Annotated in this window: 16 protein-coding genes; 6 read left to right on the top strand and 10 right to left on the bottom strand. The window is 65.0% G+C overall.

Going from position 1 to position 17,989, the window contains the following annotated elements:
• The first annotated feature begins 83 nt into the window (after nucleotides 1–83).
• The 4 genes from BLS48_RS22055 to BLS48_RS22040 all read left to right on the top strand — a co-directional run bounded on the left by BLS48_RS22055 (nucleotide 84) and on the right by BLS48_RS22040 (nucleotide 3,994).
• Nucleotides 84–1,088: a sugar ABC transporter substrate-binding protein gene (locus tag BLS48_RS22055; protein WP_091582033.1), complete on the top strand. Its 1,005-nt coding sequence runs from the start codon at nucleotides 84–86 to the stop codon at nucleotides 1,086–1,088.
• Complete coding sequence (locus BLS48_RS22050; protein ID WP_091582030.1) at nucleotides 1,085–2,086, top strand: ABC transporter permease; 1,002 nt, start codon at nucleotides 1,085–1,087, stop codon at nucleotides 2,084–2,086. Before BLS48_RS22055 ends, BLS48_RS22050 begins: the two co-directional genes overlap by 4 nt.
• Entirely contained in the window at nucleotides 2,083–2,835 is a 753-nt protein-coding gene (locus BLS48_RS22045; RefSeq protein WP_091582027.1) for an ATP-binding cassette domain-containing protein, read from the top strand. Before BLS48_RS22050 ends, BLS48_RS22045 begins: the two co-directional genes overlap by 4 nt.
• Nucleotides 2,836–2,908: 73 nt before the next feature.
• A complete protein-coding gene (locus BLS48_RS22040; protein ID WP_091582121.1) occupies nucleotides 2,909–3,994 on the top strand; it encodes a Gfo/Idh/MocA family protein in 1,086 nt (361 codons plus the stop codon).
• A 43-nt stretch (nucleotides 3,995–4,037) separates the two neighbouring features.
• Here the strand turns inward: BLS48_RS22040 and BLS48_RS22035 are convergent, their stop codons facing one another.
• Nucleotides 4,038–4,313: a hypothetical protein gene (locus BLS48_RS22035; protein WP_091582118.1), complete on the bottom strand. Its 276-nt coding sequence runs from the start codon at nucleotides 4,311–4,313 to the stop codon at nucleotides 4,038–4,040.
• Between the two features lie 213 nt (nucleotides 4,314–4,526).
• Here BLS48_RS22035 and BLS48_RS22030 point away from each other — a divergent pair, with 213 nt between their 5' ends.
• Nucleotides 4,527–6,554 carry an amidase gene (locus BLS48_RS22030; RefSeq protein WP_091582025.1) on the top strand — a complete coding sequence of 676 codons (2,028 nt, stop codon included), beginning with the start codon at nucleotides 4,527–4,529 and terminating at the stop codon, nucleotides 6,552–6,554.
• 10 nt (nucleotides 6,555–6,564) lie between these two features.
• Here the strand turns inward: BLS48_RS22030 and BLS48_RS22025 are convergent, their stop codons facing one another.
• The 6 genes from BLS48_RS22025 to BLS48_RS22000 form a co-directional block, all read right to left on the bottom strand.
• Nucleotides 6,565–6,915, bottom strand: a complete 351-nt coding sequence (locus tag BLS48_RS22025) for a hypothetical protein (protein ID WP_244529754.1) — start codon at nucleotides 6,913–6,915, stop codon at nucleotides 6,565–6,567.
• A gap of 174 nt (nucleotides 6,916–7,089) precedes the next feature.
• Complete coding sequence (locus BLS48_RS22020; protein ID WP_091582022.1) at nucleotides 7,090–7,737, bottom strand: ThuA domain-containing protein; 648 nt, start codon at nucleotides 7,735–7,737, stop codon at nucleotides 7,090–7,092.
• A gap of 47 nt (nucleotides 7,738–7,784) precedes the next feature.
• Nucleotides 7,785–8,807, bottom strand: coding sequence for an LLM class flavin-dependent oxidoreductase (locus BLS48_RS22015; protein WP_091582020.1), 1,023 nt, complete (start codon nucleotides 8,805–8,807; stop codon nucleotides 7,785–7,787).
• 251 nt (nucleotides 8,808–9,058) lie between these two features.
• Nucleotides 9,059–9,424, bottom strand: coding sequence for an SHOCT domain-containing protein (locus tag BLS48_RS36600; RefSeq protein ID WP_091582017.1), 366 nt, complete (start codon nucleotides 9,422–9,424; stop codon nucleotides 9,059–9,061).
• 56 nt (nucleotides 9,425–9,480) lie between these two features.
• Nucleotides 9,481–10,695: an MFS transporter gene (locus tag BLS48_RS22005; RefSeq protein WP_244529758.1), complete on the bottom strand. Its 1,215-nt coding sequence runs from the start codon at nucleotides 10,693–10,695 to the stop codon at nucleotides 9,481–9,483.
• Nucleotides 10,696–10,785: 90 nt separating this feature from the next.
• On the bottom strand, nucleotides 10,786–11,526 hold the full coding sequence (locus BLS48_RS22000; protein WP_091582011.1) for an MBL fold metallo-hydrolase: 741 nt from the start codon (nucleotides 11,524–11,526) through the stop codon (nucleotides 10,786–10,788).
• Nucleotides 11,527–11,595: 69 nt separating this feature from the next.
• Between BLS48_RS22000 and BLS48_RS21995 the strand changes: the two genes are divergently transcribed.
• Complete coding sequence (locus BLS48_RS21995) at nucleotides 11,596–12,264, top strand: ArsR/SmtB family transcription factor (RefSeq protein ID WP_091582009.1); 669 nt, start codon at nucleotides 11,596–11,598, stop codon at nucleotides 12,262–12,264.
• 88 nt (nucleotides 12,265–12,352) lie between these two features.
• Here the strand turns inward: BLS48_RS21995 and BLS48_RS21990 are convergent, their stop codons facing one another.
• From BLS48_RS21990 to nirB, 3 genes are all read right to left on the bottom strand, one after another.
• On the bottom strand, nucleotides 12,353–15,043 hold the full coding sequence (locus BLS48_RS21990) for a nitrate reductase (protein WP_091582006.1): 2,691 nt from the start codon (nucleotides 15,041–15,043) through the stop codon (nucleotides 12,353–12,355).
• 4 nt (nucleotides 15,044–15,047) lie between these two features.
• Entirely contained in the window at nucleotides 15,048–15,377 is a 330-nt protein-coding gene (gene nirD, locus BLS48_RS21985; RefSeq protein ID WP_091582115.1) for a nitrite reductase small subunit NirD, read from the bottom strand.
• 160 nt (nucleotides 15,378–15,537) lie between these two features.
• A complete protein-coding gene (nirB, locus tag BLS48_RS21980) occupies nucleotides 15,538–17,988 on the bottom strand; it encodes a nitrite reductase large subunit NirB (protein ID WP_091582003.1) in 2,451 nt (816 codons plus the stop codon).
• Between the last annotated feature and the right edge of the window lies 1 nt (nucleotide 17,989).

Genomic DNA, 17,989 nt, shown 5'->3' with positions numbered 1-17,989 from the left:
GGGAGCTGCGACCCGCACCATCCGCGGCAGGCATTCGCCGGAAAACTGATGCAACACATCAAACAATCAGGAGGAGGAACAACATGCGCGTGTTCAATTGCCTAAAGCTCGGCACGGGTCTGCTTGGCGCAGGCATGCTTGCAGCGATCGTTTCGGTACCGGCCCACGCCGGGGACGCGGCGAAGGTCGCGGCCATCGTCAAGGGTCTCGACAACCCGTTCTTCCAGACCATGCAGAAGGGTATCGAGGAACAGGGCAAGGCCAATGGCGTCAATGTCAGTGTCCAGGCCGCCGCCAACATGGGTGACGCCACCGGACAGGCCGACCGCCTGACCGCCATGGCTATGCAGGATTTCGATTGCTACCTGGTCAACCCGATCAGCGTCTCCAACCTCGTCCAGGCGCTGGTGCCGGTCGCCCAGAAGAAGAAGCCGATCGTCAACATCGACTCGACCATCGACGCCGAGCAGGCCAAGGCCGCGGGCTTCGCCGTCTCGACCTATATCGGCACCGACAATGTCGCCGCAGGGGCGCTGGCCGGTGAGGAAATGCTGAAGCTGGTGCCTAAGGGCGCCAAGGTCGCGCTGGTTGCCGGCATCGTCGGCGATGTCGGCTCCAATGCCCGCATCAAGGGGTTCAAGCAGGCCGTCGAAGGCAAGCTTGAAGTCGTGGTCATGGTCAGCGCCGACTGGGACCGCGAGAAGGCGTTGACCGCCGCCACCGACATCCTCGCCGCGCATCCTGATCTCGCCGGCTTCTTCGCCGCCAACGACATCATGGCGCTTGGCGTCGAACGCGCCGTGCAGACCTCGGGCAAGGACGTCAAGGTGATCGGCCTCGACGGCATCGTCGACGCGCTGAAGTCGATCGCGGCAGGCGAACTCACGGCCACCGTCGCCCAGTATCCCTATGTCGTCGGCGCCATGGGCGTCGAAGCCTGTGCGTTGGCCGCCAAGGGCAAGGAACTGCCCGCCAACGTGCCGGCGCCGGTGCTGCTGATCAACAAGGACAATGCCGAGGCCTCGCTGAAGAACTTCCCGCGTCCGGGCGGCGACTATCCCGATCCCTTCCGCGAGATGCTGAAGTGAGCAATTCCGTGAACAACGCGCCCGCCGCCCATTCGGCGGGCGCGGAGGAGAGCCGTCCCTCCCTGGCGGCTCTCCTCCTCGATCCGTCCTTCTGGGCCGACTGGGCATCCATCGTCGGCCTGGTCGGCCTGGTCATCGTCTTCGGCATCGCCCAGCCGGTCTTTCTCAGCGTCGCCAATTTGCAGGCGCTGTTGCTGGCGGCGGCGATCCTGGTCGTGCTGTCGATCGGCCAGACTTTCGTCGTCGCGACCTCGGGCATCGATCTGTCGCTGGCGGCCGCCGTCATGCTCGGCGCCATCATCCTTGGCCTCGTCAATGCGGCCGGCCATGGCATCTTCATCGCCTGCGTGCTCGCGCTCCTGGCCACCAGCGCCATCGGCTTCCTCAACGGCCTCATCATCACCGCCGGCAAGATCCCCGACTTCGTGGTGACGCTCGGCACGTTGTCGGGCATCACCGGCCTTGGCCTCATCCTGTCGGGCGGCGAACCAACCATGGTCGGCTCGACCTTCCTGCTCAGGCTCGCCTCAGGCTCCTTCGGGCCGTTCGGCTATCCGGTCTGGGTGGCGATCGCGGCCGTCATCGTGGCGCATGTCGCGCTCTATCACACACGCTTCGGCGTGCATCTGCTGGCGACCGGCGGCCAGGTCGAAAGTGCCGGCGCCCTCGGCATCCGCACCAACCGGGTCAAGATCGCCGCCTACACCATCTCGGGCTTCTGCGCCGGCATCGCGGCGATCCTTCTGGTGGCGCGCATCGGTTCGGCCGAGCCGCAGATCAACACCAGCCTGCTGCTCAATTCGGTTGCGGCGGTGGTTCTGGGTGGCGTCAGCCTGTTCGGCGGCCGCGCCAGCATCCTGGGTCCGGCCATTGGCGCCTTGATGCTCACCGCCCTCGTCAACGGGCTGACGCTGCTCAACGTGTCGGCCTTCTATCAACCGCTCGCCGTGGGCGCCATTGTGGTGCTGGCGGCGCTGATCATGCGGTACCAGAAATGAGTGCCGCCTCCTCCGACGCGATCATCGCCTGCGAAGGCCTGAGCAAGCATTTCGGCGGTGTCCGCGCCTTCACCGATGTCGCCTTCCAGGCACGCCGCGGCGAGGTCACCGCCGTCATCGGCGACAACGGCGCCGGCAAGTCGACCCTCATCCGCTGCCTGGTCGGCGTGCATGTGCCGGATGCCGGTTCCATCGTCTTCGACGGCCGCCAGCACCCCTTCTCCAATCCCGACGGCGCACGCAAGGCCGGCATCGAGACCGTGCACCAGAACCTGGCGCTGATCGACGAACTGACGGTGGCGCAGAACCTGTTCCTCAACCGCGAGCTCGTGCGCCGCATTGGCCCCTTCGCTTTCCTCGACCGCAAGGCGATGAGACGCGAGGCGCGCGCCATGCTGTCGCGCCTGTCGATCAACGTGCCGTCGATCAACCAGCGGGTGCGGCGCCTGTCGGGCGGCCAGCGCCAGGCGATCTCGATCTGCCGCGCCGTCGGCTCTGGCGCCAAGCTGGTGGTGATGGACGAGCCGACCGCCGCGCTCGGCGTGCAGGAGACGGCCAATGTCGAGGCGCTGATCCGGCGCCTGCGCGACCAGTCGGTCAGCGTCATCCTGGTCAGCCACAATTTCGATCAGGTCCGCCGTCTGTCCGACCAGATCTGGGTGATGCGGGCGGGCAAGATGGCGGCGACGGTGCGCGCTTCCGAAACCACCGGCAACGAGCTCGTCGCGCTGGTCACCGGCGCGGCCTGACCGGCCGATCGTGAAATCAGTGCTGGCCGCCAGCTCGGCCGGCATCAGGCTTGAAATCAAGGGGAGTTTGAGAGTGGCACCACTTCGTGTCGGACTTGTGGGTCTTGGAGAGGTCGCGCAGTCGATCCATCTGCCTGTTCTGGCCGACCAGCGCGACCGCTGGCGGATCGCGGGCGTGTACGACGTCTCGCCAAGTCTGGTGTCGCTCATCACCTCCGAATATGCGACGGCAAAAACCTTCGACACGGCCGAGGCGTTGATCAATTCGCCCGACATCGACGTGGTGTTCGTGCTGTCGTCCGACGACACCCACAGCCGCTTCGTGCGCGCGGCCATGAAGGCCAACAAGCATATCCTTCTGGAAAAGCCCGCCTGCCTGACGGTGCGCGAGATCGACGACCTGCTGGCGCTGATGCCGACCTACGACAAGACCCTTTTCGTCGGCTACATGCGCCGCTACGCCCCGGCCTATCTGGCGGCCAGGGATGAACTGCCCGATCACGCCGATATCACCCATGTCCGCATCTTTGACCTTATTTCGGAGGGCCGGCATTTCCTCAAGAAGAGCCAGAACGTCCTCTATCCCAACGACATCGATCCTGCCCTTTTGGCGCGTGGCGCCAAGGAGCGGGACGCGCTGATCCGCGAGGTGGTTGGCGCCGACGCTCCCGCCGACCTGGTGCGTGCCTATCGCGGGCTGACGGCGCTGTCCTCGCATCATATTTCGGCGATGCGCGGGCTGATCGGCGAGCCCGTGGGTGTGGTCGCCGCGCACCGCACCAATGGCGGCGCCAACACCAGCATTACCTTCGACTACGGCCATTTCGCTTGTCTGTATGACGCGGTGGTCGATGATCTCGGCCTGTTCGACGCCATGATCGAGGTGCGCTCCAACACCAGGCGGGTGCGCATCATTTACGACACGCCCTATATCCGCAGCCTGCCGACCCGCCTGGAGGTGACCGACGCCGGCCCGCTCGGCCCGGTGACGAAAACCTTCGGACCGCTCTATGGCGACGCCTTCTCCAACGAGCTGGAGATCTTCCACCGCCACATCACCGAAGGCACGAAGCCGGTGACCGACCTTGCCGATTCCCGCCGCGACCTGGCCCTGATGGCTGACATCATCGAGCGCATGAAGGAGAGCGGCCGGCGCTGAGCGCCGGCCTGGAAGGCCTTTGTAGGCGGCCCGAGGCCGCGGCCTACTTCCCGCAGTGGTGATCGTTGATCTTGTTCAACGCATTCGCGTCAGGACCGACGCGATGGTACGAGCACGCGCCAGCCGCCGTCGTGACCAGCTGCTGATCATAGTAGCGCGGGCCGCCGAACAGGATGTCGATGAGATCGCCATCGGCGGGGACGTAGCGTTCGGATTGGATCCGGTGGCCATGATGCCGCTCGCCGGCGAGCGCCGAGGCGCAAAGGCTTGAGCCCATTGCGAAAGCGAGAGCTAGGATCGCAAAGCGTTTTGTCGTCATCTGGAACCCCTTCTGGCCATCCGGAATCACACCATACATCCAAAATCGCCAGCCCGACAAAAGTTCCCGACGGGGCAGGTTCGCGCGCCGCGCCAGGCCCGGCCGCAAGAACACCAGGTTGCAACAAGGACCGCCGGCAAATCGCGATTGGCTCTTGCCGTCGGCGGCGGCCTCGCCCATCCATGATTTGCAAACGACAGCCTGGGACCAGCAATGACCGATGCCAGCCTTCACCTCGTCGAAGCGACGATCGAACAATTGCGCCGCGCGCTCGACGGGGGCATCGTCACCAGTGTCGAGCTGGTCGGCGCGTATCTGCGGCGCATCGCGCATTTCGACCGCCACGGCATCAGCCTCAACGCTGTCCCCGTGCTCAACCCTGGCATGTTCGAGGAGGCGGCCGCCTCCGACCAGCGGCGCCGCGACGGCGCTGTGCTCGGGCCGCTCGATGGCATCCCCTACACCGCCAAGGACAGCTACAAGGTCGCCGGCCTGACGGTGGCCGCCGGCTCGCCGGCCTTCGAGCATCTCGTCGCCAAGGAGGACGCCTTCACCATCGCCCGGCTGCGGGCCGGCGGCGCCGTGCTGATCGGCCTCACCAACATGCCACCGATGGCCAATGGCGGCATGCAGCGCGGTGTCTATGGCCGCGCCGAAAGCCCCTACAATGGCGACTACTTGACCGCCGCCTTCGCGTCGGGCTCCTCCAATGGCTCCGGCACCGCGACATCAGCCAGCTTCTGCGCCTTCGGGCTCGGCGAGGAAACCTGGTCGTCCGGCCGCGCGCCTGCCACCAACAATGCGCTGGTCGCCTACACGCCGTCGCGCGGCGTCATCTCGGTGCGCGGCAACTGGCCGCTGGTGCCGACCATGGATGTCGTGGTGCCGCACACGCGGACCATGCCCGACATGCTCGAACTGCTCGACATCATCGTCGCCGACGACACCGAGACACGTGGCGATTTCTGGCGCGCGCAGTCCTGGGTCGATCTGCCGAAAAGGTCCGACATGCGGCCGCCGCGCTACACCGGTCTCGCGCTGGCGGGATCGCTCAGAGGTATGCGGCTCGGCGTGCCCGGAATGTATATCGGCCGCGATAGCGAGGCCGATAAGCCTATCGAAACCCGCGCTTCGGTGCTTGCCCTGTGGGAGCAGGCGGCGGCGGACCTCGAGCGGCTTGGCGCCGAGGTGGTGGAAGTCGATTTCCCCGTCGTCTCCAACTATGAGCGCGACCGCCCCGGCGCGCGCACCATGGTCGAGCGCGGGCTGGTGCCAGAAGAGTTCGCCGAGCGCGAAATCTGGGATCTCTGCATCTGGGGCTGGGACGATTTCCTGCGCGCCAATGCCGACCCGGCCCTTCCCGATCTCGCCTCGGTCGACGGCCCGAAGATCTTCCCGCAGCCGCCAGGCACGCTGCCCGACCGCTATGACGGCGGCTTCGACCTGGCGGAGTATGTCGAGCGGGCGAGGTCCGGCGTCACGCCGGTGGCGGATATTCCAACGCTGGAGGACGGCCTGAAAGGGCTGGAAGCGACAAGGCGGATCGATTTCGAGGACTGGCTGGACGCGCGGGGCATCGACGCCGTGGTGCTGCCGGCCGCCGCCGATGTCGGGCCGGCCGATGCCGATGTCAACGAGGCGTCGGCGGAGCTGGCCTGGCGCAACGGCACCTGGGTCGCCAACGGCAATCTGGTCTGGCGCCATTTCGGCATCCCCACCGTCACCGTGCCGATGGGAACCATGGCCGACATCGGCATGCCCGTCGGCCTGACCTTCGCCGGCAAGGCCTATGACGACGAAAGGCTGCTGCGCATGGCCGGCGACTACGAGCGCGCCACACAGCGCCGCACGAGCCCGCCACGCACGCCTGAACTGGCTGATGACGTGTTTTCAGGTCGTCCCAGCCAAGCCGGCAATGGCAAGGCACTACCGCTCGCGATCGCGCTTTCAGCAGAAACGCGCACTTTGGGCGATCAGGACGAGATCACCATCATGCTAGACCTGCCTGTCGGGTCGGCCGAAGCCGAGAACGCCAGCCTCAAGGTGCATGTCAACGGAGAGCCTGTCGCCATGCAACGGAGCGGCGCGCGCTTCAGCGGACGGGCGCTGGTTCCCGCAGCCGAGCATAGGCGGTTCCACAGTGTCTGGCGTGGCCCGTACGGCTCGATCGTCACGGCCGAGGTACGGCTGAAGGATGGCCGCACCGCCGGCGCCTATGCGGTTACCGGCGGGATCGGGTGAGTGCCGGCCGCTAAGACGGCAGCGAAGCCAGCCATTCTTCCCAAAATTGCTGTTGCATATGGACGAAAACCGGAACCACGTCGACGCCATCATCAAATATGTCGACCAGATCGGTCTCCTGGGGAAATTGGCCCGTCTTCACTTTGCAGGCTATCAACCCGCGACTTTTCTCCATCACGGTATTCTCGGGATAAACATTGGCACTTGCCCCGTAACAGAAGGGCAGCAAGCCATCGGCTTCGAGCTCCTGACGGATCTGGAACAGAGCCTCGAAAAAGTCTTCCTCGTCGGCCTTGATAACCTTATCGCGGTAGGCACATGCAAGGCTGCAGACAGCGCCGTCAACATGCAGTGTAAACACGGCTTCCTCGTCTCCGCCCGTGCCCCTCCGACCAAAAATACAGTTCGCTGATGATCCATTCCACCCCCCTTCGCCTGGTAGTTCGCCAGCGGCCGGCTTTCCAGCCATTGCTGGAATGCGGACCGCTACCGCCCACGGTTCCGGCTTGCCTTTGCAATTTGTGACCGACAGAGGCTAGCCCCGCGCCGCCCACACCAACCCGCGCTCGACAATCAGCGCCATTTCCGGCACCGCGAACTCATCCGCTGTGTGTCCAAGGGAACTGTAAAACACCTTCCCCAACCCATAACGCCGCTTCCAGACCACCGGCATCACCACGCCGCCTATCCCCGGGAAATGCGCGTCGGTGAAAGTCGTCGTCGCGAGCACCTCGTTGCTCGGATCGACGTGCATGTAATACTGCTCCGATCGGTAGGCGAAATCGCCGATGCCCCTTGTGATCGGATCGTCCGGCCGGGTGATCACCACCGTGTAGTCGATGATGTCGCCGGGATGCGCGACCCATTGGCCGCCGGTCATGAACTGATAGTCGGGCTCGTTGCGGAAGCTGTCGCCCATGGTGCCGTGAAAGCCGCCGAGCCCGGTTCCCTGGCGAACGGCAAGCGTCAGGTTCTGAAGTTCGGCCTTCTCGATCGTCGACATCGTGATCACGGGTACGATGAGATCGAAGGAGGCAAGCTCCGGGTCGGCGAACATCGCCGTCCCCTCGCCCAGCGTGACCGCGAATCCGTTCCGTTCAAGCAGCGCGCGGATGACGTTGGCACTGCGCTCCGGCGTATGGCCTTCCCAGCCACCCCAGGCGATCAAGGCTTTCTTCGGCATGGTGTACCTCCCTGGAGCTATCCGCCGTGATCGATCCGGCGCGAGCCTCAGCGCCAGCCCAGCGCTGGCGCGACATGGGTCAGGATCGCCTCGATGACATGCGCGTTGTAGTCGACACCAAGCTGGTTGGGCACGGTGAGCAGCAGCGTGTCGGCTTCGGCGATCGCCTCGTCCTGCGCCAATTCCTTGATCAGCACGTCCGGCTCGGCGGCATAGCTGCGCCCGAAGATCGCCCTCGTGTTCTCCTCGATGAAGCCGATCTGGTCGCGGCTCTCATTGCCGCGCCCGAAATAGGCGCGGTCGCGATCGTCGACCAGCGCGAAGATGCTGCGGCTGACCGAGACGCGCGGCTCGCGCTCGTGGCCGGCCGCTTTCCAGGCTTCGCGATAGACGCGGATCTGCTCGGCCTGCTGGATGTGGAACGGCTTGCCGTTCTCGTCGAATTTGAGCGTCGAGCTCTGCAGGTTCATGCCCAGCTTTGCCGCCCATTCCGAAGTGGCGTTGGTGGCGGCGCCCCACCAGATCCGCTCGCGCAGGCCCTCCGAATGCGGCTCGAGCCGCAGCAGGCCTGGCGGATTGGGAAACATCGGCCGTGGATTGGGCTGTGCGAACTCCTCGCCCCGCAGCGTATCGAGGAAGACCTCGGCGTGGTGCCGCGCCATGTCGGCATCACTCTGCCCTTCCTGTGGCGCGTAGCCGAAATAACGCCAGCCGTCGATCACCTGCTCGGGCGAGCCACGGCTGATGCCAAGCTGCAGGCGCCCGCCGGCGATGATGTCGGCTGCGCCCGCGTCCTCGGCCATGTAGAGCGGATTCTCGTAGCGCATGTCGATGACGGCGGTGCCGATCTCGATGCGGTTGGTCTTCGCGCCGACGGCGGCCAGCAGCGGGAACGGCGAAGCGAGCTGGCGGGCGAAGTGATGCACGCGGAAATAGGCGCCATCCGCACCCAGTTGCTCGGCGGCGACGGCGAGGTCGATGGACTGCAGCAGCGCGTCCGATGCCGACCGCGTCTGCGACTGTGTCGAGGGCGTCCAGTGCCCGAATGAGAGGAACCCGATTTTCTTCATGGAAATGCGATATAAGGATGCGGGCCAGGCTTCAATGCAAAAGCGATGGCGCGCGCGCCCGGATCACACTCATCCATCGGCATTTTCATCCGACTTGCATGAAACCCGCGTCCTTGCCCAAGACACGAACGAACACCGGAGGCATGTTGCGCCAGCGAGAAATAGGTCCATTAAGCGAGGTCCGAAACCATCGCCCCGCGTCGCACTCGGATAGCGACTTCCCGCACCTTCGACCATTCGGCGAAGGTGGCTTATTCACCGAGCACGCGTCGGCGCTCTTCGAACTCGTCCTTGTCGATCTCCCCGCGCGCAAAGCGTTCCTTGAGAATGTCGAGTGATGTGCGGCCCGGGGGCGTGTGATGTGGGAGCACTGTTCCCTGCCATGGACCGCCTATCCAACGCAGGAGAACGACTACGGCGGCGATCAGCACCGCAAGCATCAGGATCATGAACAGTGGACCGAAAATCATGGCGTACCAGCCTCCACCCCACCACATCATATGCGGGCCATAAGCGTATCTATCCGTGTCAGCCGGTGCCTGTGCCCATGCTGAACCAGGCAAGAGGACAAGAACCGCAATCGCCGCGGCGAAGTTCCTGGTTGGAAATGTCTCCATTGGCTTGCTCCGTGATGACCGACACTGGCAAATTGCTTCCTTCACAAGTCATGTTGCTATCTTACACCGCCTGGTGGCTCGGTATCTTGCGCGAGATCAAGAAGGCCACCCGAACGCTCGCGCATGATGAGCGCGACGATGGCTCCAGAGACGAACGTCAATGCGGCGATCGATGTGATCGCCCATGAGAGCCCGAAGCGATCAGCGATGAGACCTGCGGAGAGCGCGCCGATCGCGTAGCCGAGATCGCGCCAGAATCGATAAACGCTGAGCGAGCGGGCGCGCCAGGTTGGATGCGAGGCGTCGGAAACGGCCGCGATCAGACTTGGATAGACCATTGCGGTTCCAAGGCCGAGAAGAAGGCTGCCGACAAGCCACCATTCGAACCGGCTCGTGGCGGCGGTGAGAAACAGGCCGCCGGCCTGGGTCCACATTCCGGCAACGATCAGGCCTTTGCGACCCCAGCGATCGCTCAACGGGCCGGTGACGATCTGCAGGATTCCCCATGTCGCGGGATAGATCGCCTTCAGGATGCCGATGCGCTCGACGCCAAGTCCGAAGGACACGAAGAACAGCGGGAAGATACCCCAGCTCATCCCGTCGTTGAGGTTGTTGACGAGGCCGGCTTGCGAGGCCGCGAACAGATTGCGATCCCGGAACGAGGTCAGCGCGAAAACCTCCCGGAAGCTTATCGGCGCGGATTGCTGTGCGTGAGTGGATGCCTCCAGCCGCAGGTGGTCACGCGTGTCGCGGACCAGCAGGATCGATAGCACGGCGCCGATGACCGCGTAGCCGATGCCGAGATAGATCGGCACCGGCCGCAATCCGTATCGCGAAGCAAGATAGCCGGTGAGGAACGCCGTTACGCCGACGGCGAGATAGCCGGCAAATTCATTGAGGCCTACGGCAAGGCCGCGCGACTTCGGACCAACGAGATCGACCTTCATGATCACCGTCATCGACCAGGCCAGTCCCTGGTTGATGCCGAGCAATGCGTTGGCCGCAATCACCCATCCCCAGCTCGGGGCCCAGATGATCATGAAAGGGACCGGCAAGCCGACAAGCCAGCCGAGGACGAGAACGCGCTTGCGCCCCCAGCTATCGGCGAGCTGGCCCGAGACGAGATTGGCAAGCGCCTTGACCACGCCGAAGCTGACGATGAAGGAGACGACGAGTGTCGTTGACGTGATGCCGAACTCTTCCGACCCGATGAGCGGCACGACCGTGCGTTCGATCCCGACCATGCCGCCGACAAAGGCATTCACCAGCATCAGGAGAGCAAATTGCCGCCAGTTTTCCTTGAACCCAAGCCTGACCGTCGAGCCTGCTGACCGCGAAACCGATGCCGCATTGCTCACCGGTCAGGCCGCAGCGGCGGCCAGGCCGGCATTGGCGGCGCGGTTGCGCGCCGCATCCGGCGGCGGGGGCGGTATGTCCGCGATCATCGTCGCAACGAAAGCGTCCTCGTCCTCGATGCGGAATGCCTTGTTGAAGCGCTTTTCGAAGCCAATCGTCGATGTCGGCTTACCGCTGAGCGAGCGCCCGCAGACCGAGCCGGAATAGGCGCCTGGCAGAACCTCGACGTAATCCGGCAGTTGCTTGAGACGGCGTATGCTGGAAAACAGCGTCCGCGCACCGGCCTCGGCGCTGGTTGCAAGTTCGGTTCTTCCAAGATCGCCAACCATGAGCGTGTGACCTGTCAGCACGAACCATGGCTCGGCCGCGCGTGTCCTGTCGGTGACCAGGATCGAGATGTGCTCCGGCGTGTGCCCGGGCGTGTGCATGACGGTCATGGTCACGTTACCCAGCTCGAGCACCTCGCCGTCCTTGGCGCCCCGAAACGGGAAGCCGGCTTCCACGCCTTCGAAGAGCACATATTGCGCGCCGGAAGCTTCGGCGAGTGAGCGCCCGGCGGAAATGTGGTCGGCATGGATGTGCGTGTCGACCACAAAGAGGATGCGCATGCCGGTTGCCTCGGCAACCCTGAGATAAGGCGCGATGTCGCCGACCGGATCGACGACGGCGGCGGCCGATTTGCCGCCGCATCCGAACAGATAGGAAGCGGCGACGGGATCGGAATGGAGGAATTGACGGAGGATCACGGCTTGCGCTCTCTACCTCTCCTGGATAACATTCAATTATTCTGCTGAATGTTCCATCGAGAAGGTCGCATGTCAAGCATCGGGCCAAAACAGGCGATCTTCGCCAGCCTTGCCGAAGTCGCTCAGGCGCTCGGGCATGCGCACCGACTGGAATTGCTGGAGCATCTCGCCCAGGGCGAACGCAGCGTCGAGGGGCTTGCGGCGCGAGCGGGACTCAACTTTGCCAACGCCTCGCGCCACCTTCAAATCCTTCGACGCGCGCGGCTTGTCGAGGCGCAGCGGCACGGCAAGCATGTGCTTTATCGTCTTGCCGGAGATGCCCAGGTGGTCGAATTGATGAAGGCCCTGGGGCGCGTCGGCGAGCGGAACGTCGCCGAGGTCAATCGCGTCATGACCGACTATTTCCACACTCGCGACGCGCTGGAGGCTGTGTCGCGCGAAGATCTTGTCTCAAGGCTGCATGACGGCCTTGTCACGGTTCTCGACGTCCGGTCGGAGGATGAATTTGCGCTCGGACATCTTCCGGGGGCGCTCAACATCCCGCTCACTGAACTCGAGCGCCGGTTGGCGGAGCTTCCCGCGAACCGGGAGGTCATCGCCTATTGCCGTGGTCCTTATTGCGTTCTGTCCTTCGAGGCTGTCGCGGCACTGCGGACGCGAGGCTATGTCGTTCACCGGCTCGAGGACGGCTATCCCGAATGGAAGGCGGCAGGCCTTCCAGTTGAGGCAGCGGCCTGAAGTGGTCCCACATCCATAGTTTCGGACGAACAACATGACGCCACCAATTCCGCGTTCGCCGTCCGGAACGGGCTCCTGGTCGGGCGCGTCACTCTGCCGCCTGAACTCGATTTGCCTGGATGATCGCCCGGATTTCGGCCCGGCAGGAGCCGCAATTGGTGCCGGCCTTCAGCGTACCACCAATGGCTTCGACGCTCGTGCAGCCTCCCGCCACGGCCGCCGCGATCTGGTTGGCGCCGACGCTGAAGCAGGAGCACACGATCGCGCCGGCGTCCGGCCGATCGGCGCCGGCGCGGCCGGCGACGATCCGGAAGCGTTCGCGCTGTCCGGCGTGGATTTCGTCGAGTTGTTCCGCCGCCCAGCCGCGCGACACGGCGACCGGTCCGGGCGCGACGAACAAGGCGCCGGACAGGCGATCGCCGTCGAAAGCGGCGATGCGATGTTGTCCGGCGTCGCGGTCATGATAGGCGAGCATGTCGCCTCCCGGCGGCACGTCGAACAAGCCCGCGGCGAAGCCGGCCCAGTCGATGTCGTCATCGGCAAAGGCGAGTTCGACCCGCCAGCCATCCCTACATTTCGCCACGGCCCAATAGGGCGCGGCAATCGACGCCGGCTTCCGGCGCATCACGGCAAAGCCGAAGGCTTTCGCGGCAAACGTCTCGACGCTGGCCGCGACATGTTTCAGCGCCGGCTGGCCGGAAACCGGATCGGTCAGTGGCGCGGTGAGCGTGTCGAGCCGGCCCCTTGCGGCAAATTGATCGGTCCAGTGCATCGGCGCAAAGAGGCTGCCCTGGCGCTGGCGAGGCGTGACCAGCGCGCGCACCAGCACCTCGCCGCGCAGGCTGGCAACGCGCACGATGTCGGCGTCGCCGATGCCGTGGTGCTGTGCATCCGCCGGATGGATCTCGACGAACGGCTCGGCGATGTGCTGGGACAGCCGCGGACTTTTGCCGGTCCGCGTCATGGTGTGCCAGTGGTCGCGGACACGGCCGGTGTTGAGGACGAGCGGGAAGTCTGGGCTGGTGCGGATTTCCGCAGTGGGACGGATGGCAATGAAGCGCGCCTTGCGGTCGGGTGTGTAGAAATCGCCGTCGGCGAAGAAGCGTGAGCTGGAAGAACCATCGGCCGCCTGAGCGCCCTCCGCTGGGCTCGGCGCCGGCCATTGGAATGGAGCCAGCGCGTCGTAATCTTCTCCATCGATTCCCGCATAGGCACCGATATCGAAATCCCGCGCACCATCATTCTCGTATCCGGACAGCGCGGCGTGTTCGGCGAAGACCTGCGCCGGCGTCTCATGCGCGAACGCCGCGCCAAAACCCATCCGCTTGCCGACGTCGGCGATGATCCGCCAGTCCGGCCGCGCCTCGCCGGGCGCGGGCAGAAATGCACGCTGGCGCGAGATGCGGCGCTCGGAATTGGTGACGGTGCCGTCCTTCTCGCCCCAGGCGGCGGCGGGCAGCCGGACATGGGCGTGGCGGATGGTGTCGGTGTTGGCCAGCACGTCCGAGACCACCACGAACGGACAAGCCTTGATCGCCGCTTCGACGGCATCGGCGTCCGGCATCGAATCGACCGGGTTGGTGGCCATGATCCACAGCGCCTTGATGCGCCCGTCGGCCACCGCTTGGAACATCTCGACCGCCTTCAGGCCGGGCTTGCGAGCAACGGCTGGCGCATTCCAGAAGCGCTGCACGCGGTCGCGATGCTCTGGATTTTCGATCTCCATATGGGCGGCCAGCATATTGGCCATGCCGCCGACCTCGCGGCCGCCCATGGCGTTGGGCTGGCCGGTCACCGAAAACGGCCCCGCCCCCGGTCTGCCGATGCGGCCGGTGGCGAGATGGCAGTTGATGATGGCGTTGACCTTGTCGGTGCCCGACGACGACTGGTTCACGCCCTGGCTGTAGACGGTCACCGTTTTCGCCGTTGCCGCGAACAGGCTGTAGAAGCGGCCAAGCTCGTCCTCGCTCAACCCGGTGGCGGCGGCAACACCGGCAAGGTCGAGCGCCGAGGCGGCGAAAAGCGCTTGCCCGAAGCCGGTCGTGTGCGCCGTGATGTAGGCGCGGTCGAGCGCGTTGTGCTGGCCGAGATAGGCGAGCAGGCCGGTGAACAGAGCGACGTCGCCATCCGGCGCGAGCGCCAGGTGCATGTCGGCGATGTCGGCGGTCATGGTGCGGCGCGGGTCGACCAGCACGATCTTCATCTCCGGCCGCTTTTCCCGGGCCGCCGCGATGCGCTGGTAGAGCACGGGATGGCACCAGGCGAGGTTGGAGCCGACCAGCACGATGAGATCGGCGAGCTCGAGATCCTCGTAGGTGCCCGGCACCGTGTCGGAGCCGAAGGCGCGGCGGTGGCCGGCCACCGACGAGGCCATGCACAGCCGCGAATTGGTGTCGATGTTGGCCGAGCCGACAAACCCCTTCATCAGCTTGTTGGCGACATAATAATCCTCGGTCAGCAGCTGACCCGACACGTAGAAGGCGACCGCGTCCGGCCCATGCTCGGCGATGGTTTGCGAGAAGGTCGAAGCGACGAGGTCGAGCGTCTCGTCCCAGCTTGCGCGGCGACCGTGGATCTCCGGATGAAGCAGCCTGCCGTCGAGGTCGATGGTCTCGGCCAAGGCCGAACCCTTTGAGCAGAGCCGGCCGAAATTGGCCGGGTGGTCGGGGTCGCCGCGGACGGACACTTGCCCGTCCGCGGCGACCTTCGCCAGCACGCCGCAGCCTACCCCGCAATAGGGGCAGGTGGTCCTCACCTCGCGTGCTTCTTCGGTCTCCATGTGTTCAGGCCGCGCGGCTGGCCAGCGCTTCCAGCGCGATGAACAGACGCTCGCCCTCGATCCTGACGGGAATGGTGCGCACCGCGCCCTCGTCGGCGCCAAGCGCCTTGCCCGTCTCCAGCGAGATCACCCAATTGTGCAAGGGACAGGTTACCGCCGTGCCGTGAACGATGCCCTGGCTGAGCGGCCCGCCTCTGTGCGGGCAATGGTCGTCGATGGCATAGACCTGATCGTCCTGGGTGCGGAAGACCGCGACCTTGCCTTGCGGCGTGGCGACACAGCGCGCGCCGCGGCGCGGAATGTCCGAGAGGGAGCCGATCGATATCCAGTTCATCATCCATGTCCTCAACATATTCATGCGCAGCATTCACCGGCCTGGCACCCAACCTCCCCTCGATGGGGAGGGTCGGACCGCAGGTCGGGGTGGGGTGCGGCCTGGCATCCCCACCCGCGGCTTCGCCGCGACCTCCCCCATCAAGGGGGAGGTAAGTCTCCTACTCCGCCGCCTGTGCGAACCCGACAGAAGCCATCGGCCGGAATTCGTGCTTGTCCTTGCCGGAAACGCGTTCCGACCACGGGTCGACCTGGGCGAATTTCTGGCTGAAGACGAAGCGGTCGTAATAGGCCTTGCGCTTGCTCGCATCGTCCATGATCTGGCGCTTGATCTCGGTGATGCCGATGCGCTTGGCCCATTTGTAGATGCGTTCGAGATAGCGGCCCTGCTCGCGGTACATCTGCGTCAGCGCCACGATATGCTCCAGCGCCTCGTCTTCCGTCTTCACAAGGCCGAGCACTTCGGTACCCTTGATGTCGAGACCGGCGGCACCGGCGAAATGGATCTCGTAGCCAGAGTCGACGCAGATGACGCCGACATCCTTGCAGGTCGCCTCGGCGCAGTTCCGGGGACAACCCGACACCGCCATCTTGACCTTGGCCGGGGTCCACGAGCCCCACATGAACTTTTCGATGCGGATGCCCAGCCCCGTCGAATCCTGCGTGCCGAAGCGGCACCAGTCGGAGCCGACGCAGGTCTTCACCGTGCGCAGGCCCTTGGCATAGGCATGGCCGGAGACGAAGCCGGCCTGGCCGAGATCGGCCCACACCGCCGGCAGGTCTTCCTTGCGGATGCCCAGCATGTCGATGCGCTGGCCGCCGGTGACCTTGACCATCGGGATCTCGAACTTGTCGACGACGTCGGCGATGGCGCGCAATTCGGCGGCATTGGTCACCCCGCCCCACATGCGCGGCACCACCGAATAGGTGCCGTCTTTCTGGATGTTGGCGTGGACGCGCTCGTTGATGAAGCGCGACTGGTAGTCGTCGGCGTAGTCGTCCGGCCAGTCGCAGACGAGATAGTAGTTGAGCGCCGGCCGGCATTTGGCGCAGCCGCAGGAGGTCGTCCACTCCAGTTCCTGCATGACGGCGGGAATGGTCTTCAGGCGCTTGGCCACGATCAGCCGGCGCACCTCGTCATGGCCGAGTGTCGTGCAGCCGCACATCGGTTGCACCGCGGCCGGGTTGTATTTGTCGCCGATGGTCAGCACCATCAGCTTCTCGACCAGTCCGGTGCAGGAACCGCAGGAGGCCGAGGCCTTGGTGTGCGCGCGCACGTCGTCGAGCGAGGTCAGGCCCTTGGCCGTGATCGCACCGGTGATCTTTCCCTTGCAAACGCCGTTGCAGCCGCAGATTTCCGCATCATCCGGCAAGGCTGCAACGGCCGCCATAGGGTCCAGCGGGGCACCCCCCTGGTAGGACTGGCCGAAGATGAGCGTGTCGCGCATTTCGGAAATGTCGGTCTGCTTCTTCTTGAGGTCATTGAACCAAGCGCCATCCGCCGTCTCGCCATAGAGCACGGTGCCGATGATGCGGTCGTCCTTCAGCACCAGGCGCTTGTAGACGCCGGCGGCGGCATCACGCAGCACGATCTCCTGGCGGTCCTCGCCTTCTGCGAAGTCGCCGAGCGAGAACAAATCGATGCCGGTGACCTTGAGCTTGGTCGGCGTGTCCATATGGACGAAGGCCGCCGCTTCGTTGCCGGCAAGTTGACTTGCCGCGACGCGCGCCATCTCGTAGAGGGGTGCTACCAGCCCATAGACCTGGCCGTTGACCTCGGCGCATTCGCCCAGCGCGTAGATGTCGGGATCGTTGCTGCGCATGCCGGCATCGACGACGATGCCTCTGTTAACGGCGATGCCCGCTTGCTTGGCCAGCGCCGAATTCGGCCGGATGCCGACCGCCATGACCACCAGCGTCGCCGGGATGATGGTGCCGTCGGCAAGTTCCACCTGGCCGACCTTGCCGTTGCCGGTGATCGCCTGCGTGTTGGCCTTGGTGATGACCTTGATGCCGCGCTGCTCCACCGCGCGCTGCAGGAGATAGCCGGCGGCCGGATCGAGCTGGCGCTCCATCAGCGTCGGCATGACATGCAGCACGGTGACGTCCATGCCCTGCGCATTCAGTCCCGCCGCCGCCTCCAGCCCGAGCAGGCCGCCGCCGATGACCACGGCCTTGGCCCGCGACTGGGCGGCGAGCATCATCGCCTGGACGTCGTCGAGATCGCGATAGGTGAGCACGCCCGGCAGATCATGGCCGGGCACCGGAATGATGAACGGCACCGAGCCGGTGGCGATGACGAGCTTGTCGTAGGGTTCGGTGACGCCATGATCGGAGGTGACGGTCTTGGCCTCCCGGTCGATGGCGATGATCTTGTGGCCCTTGTAGAGGGTGATGTTGTTGGCGATGTACCAGCCGTCGCCGTGGATGATGATCTCCTCATAGGCCTTTTCGCCCGACAGCACCGGCGACAGCATGATGCGATCGTAGTTGACGCGCGGTTCGGCGTTGAAGATGGTGACGGTGTAGCGGCCCGGGGCCTGCTCCAAAAGGTGCTCCAGCATGCGCCCGGGGGCCATGCCGTTGCCGATGATGACGAGTCTCTCGGTCATT

Source organism: Mesorhizobium qingshengii (genome assembly GCF_900103325.1).
Lineage (GTDB): Bacteria > Pseudomonadota > Alphaproteobacteria > Rhizobiales > Rhizobiaceae > Mesorhizobium > Mesorhizobium qingshengii.
Note: the sequence above shows the minus strand (reverse complement) of the source record. Positions and strands in the feature narration are given on the sequence as shown.